The organism is Burkholderia sp. BDU5, assembly GCF_001522845.1.
Classification (GTDB): Bacteria; Pseudomonadota; Gammaproteobacteria; order Burkholderiales; family Burkholderiaceae; genus Burkholderia; species Burkholderia mayonis.
Genome location: NZ_LOWC01000108.1, coordinates 1 through 2,830 on the forward strand (window position 1 = coordinate 1; position 2,830 = coordinate 2,830).

4 protein-coding genes are annotated in these 2,830 nt (G+C 67.7%); all 4 read right to left on the reverse strand.

Going from position 1 to position 2,830, the window contains the following annotated elements:
* Positions 1–82: 82 nt before the first annotated feature.
* Positions 83–559, reverse strand: coding sequence for an XF1762 family protein (locus tag WS69_RS16055; RefSeq protein ID WP_059471721.1), 477 nt, complete (start codon positions 557–559; stop codon positions 83–85).
* Entirely contained in the window at positions 559–1,419 is an 861-nt protein-coding gene (locus WS69_RS16060) for a DNA adenine methylase (RefSeq protein WP_059471722.1), read from the reverse strand. Before WS69_RS16060 ends, WS69_RS16055 begins: the two co-directional genes overlap by 1 nt.
* Entirely contained in the window at positions 1,416–2,654 is a 1,239-nt protein-coding gene (locus WS69_RS16065; protein WP_059471723.1) for a phosphoadenosine phosphosulfate reductase domain-containing protein, read from the reverse strand. The genes WS69_RS16060 and WS69_RS16065 overlap by 4 nt, the downstream gene beginning before the upstream one ends.
* The coding region (locus WS69_RS34180) for a hypothetical protein (RefSeq protein ID WP_197419270.1) at positions 2,651–2,830 on the reverse strand (180 nt) is incomplete at its 5' end. The genes WS69_RS34180 and WS69_RS16065, both read right to left, overlap by 4 nt.

Below are 2,830 nucleotides of genomic sequence, written 5' to 3' on the forward strand. Positions count from 1 at the left end.
GCTGCCCGAAGCAAGGTTCCATAATACGACATCGAGCACTGCAGCTCGACGTTCGAAAGGGTGAGAGGATTCGGGAGTTCGTTCATCGTGCTTCCCAGAGATGCTTTTGCCCGCGCAGGTGCGCCGCGGTGTCGACGCGCGGTCGCGCAGGCGTGTTCCAGTTACCGCCGCCGCGCGCGCCGACGAGTCGCCAGCCGGCGCCGCGCAGGCTCGCGCCGCCCTCGCCGGGCAGCGTGTAGGTGATCAGGCGCAGATAGCCGAGCGCGCGGGCCGCGCGCCACGCCGCGCCGTACAGCGCTGAGCAGGCGTTCCTCGTGCCGTCAGTGCAGCATCGCGTCACCTCGAGCGTCAGGCCGTCGTCGTTTCCACGGGCTACCGGTCGGCCGACGATGGCGACACCGCAGACCTGCGGGTCCTGCGCCACGATGGAATCGAGTGAAAGCGGATCGACGACGGCAATGCTGAACTTGTGCCCGGCGACGGGCCGATGATGTCGATGGTGAGTGGCGACGAAAGCGTTCGCCTCGTCGAGCGAGATCGGGGCGATGACCAGGCTCATTAAATCAACCTCCCCTGCGATCGCTCTTGCTCGAGAGCTGCAGCGCATGCGGGATTCAGCCAGACGACTTCCGTACGCGCGCGGCCCCCATCGGCCTGGTGCCGCCGCTCGAAGCGCTCCCAATCCGCATAGAGCTCGTCGTCGTACAAAGCGCTCGGATAGCCCGACAGCACGACCATGCCGCGCGCGGCGCGGAGTACTGCCGCGAGCGCGCGATGGTCGTCGTCGGTCATTTCGTGACGGTAGCCATGCGTGCTCGAGCTGCGGCCGACAAGCGACGAGCGCGTACTGTGCGCGTACGGTGGGTCCACATAGAACAGCGTCGATTCGCCATCGAGCCGCGCGATTACCTCAAGTGCGTTGCGGTTCTCGACGACTACGCCCTGCAAGCGTCGCGCGAAAGCCGGGATCGCCTCGGACCATGTCGCCCACTCATATGCCGGCAGCACGCGACCGTCGGTCAGCTTGGAGCGGAATCCCGTTCGGCAGCTGCGCGTCGCGCTATCGCTGCCGTGGCCCATGAACGACCGCACGATCAGCTTATGCGCGGCGTCCATCTCATCGGTGGCCGGCTCGTAGGACCAGTCGAACTCCTCGCGCGCGAACGGCGTCAGCGCGCAACGGCGCTGCAGCTCGAGCGCGCGGTCGACATCGCGAAGGATTCGGAAAACGTTGACGACGCTGCCGTCGAGGTCGTTGTAGCACTCAGCGCCGACCCGATCCTTCAACAGCAGGACCGATCCCGCGCCGCCGAAAGGCTCGACGTAGCAGGAGTGCGCTGGGAAGAAGGACATGATCCACGGCGCGAGCCGGAACTTGCCGCCGTGGTAGCGCAGAACGGGACGTGTGACGCCGGTCATGCGAATTCTCCCTCGGCGAACAGGCGAGGCTGGACGGCGCCGTTGGCGTAGACCACGTCGAGCACAACGTCACCCGTCGGCTCGTCGCCATCCCAGCCTTGCGGCCAGGTCTGCGCGGCGATCAACTCGCGGATCCGCGCCTCTTCCTCGGCGTCAATCAGGTCGATCAGCGGTCGCCCAGCAACGCGCGCGACACGGTTGCATTCGGTCTGGATCGTCAGGATCCGGTCGAGCGCCATCAGCCGCGCGTCGAACGTGAGCGGCCCGAGGCGCTGCGGATTCTTCGCGACGCCGCCGCCCTTCAGCTTCTCGAGCCCCGGCTTGCGCAGACGGTACTGCGGCTCGCGCAGCTCACGCCAAAGCGGCTTGATGCCGCGCAGCGGCGCGAGATAGGCCCATTGCGGCGTCGCGAGAACCGTCTCGAGCGCCTTCTCCTCCTGGGCCAGCGCGCACCCAATGCATCCGGTGCGCGCGTTGATCTCTTCGGCCTCGTCGCCGCCGTATGCATCCGCGATCGCCGTCGTCGACCAATCGCCGAACTCGGCCTGCGGCGCCCAGTGGCGCAGCCATTCCCACACGTGGCACACGCGCCAATGCAGCAGCGGCGCCAGCGTCGCGATCCGGCCGTGCAGCCCGCGCGCGTTCGGAAGCACCTGCTGGTACCAGCCCTGCCCGCACTCGGCGCCATCCTTGCCGCAGCTCATCTCGATCCGGCGGTCGCGAATCGCGCTTTCGCCCTGGCGCACGCCGGTGATCATCAGGATCGTGCCGTCGACGCCGTCGAGCCGTTGGCGAATCGCCTCCTCCATCGGATCGATCTTGATCTGGCGCGTGCACCAGCGCAGCGTGTTGTTGTTCGGCGGCGGCACGCCGCGGCCGAGGATGTAGACCATGAACCGCTTGTCGAGCGGCGCACGCACCACCTCGACGCAGATGCCGCGCTCGCGCAGCTCGTCCATGATGTGTAGCGCCGAGATCGCGAGCGGCGGCAGTTCCTGCCTGGTGTCCGCATAGAAGACGGTCAACGTCTTCGGCGCGGCAATCTTGCCGCTGTCGATCAGCCAGCAGATCATCGTGAGCGTCGCCGTGCTGTCCTTGCCACCGGACCATGCGATGCCCCAGTGCTTGTGCTCCGGCCCGTAGGCCTGCATCGACTGGATCGTCAGCTCGATCGATTCAGTCATCTGCAGGCGATGCGCTCCGGCCGCCAGAAAGTCGAGTTGGTGGGCGTTCATGCCGCCTCCCGCGCGAGATCCGCCGGCGCGCCGCCGCCGCGCTCCCAGTCATAGAAGCCGAACGGGCGCACATAGTCGTTCGCCGCCGCCCAGCCGCGCCCCCACTGCCGTGCGAAGCGCGCGAGCGCGCCGCGCAGCGGGTTCTCATGGAACGGGACGCCGGCGCGCGCGGCGCG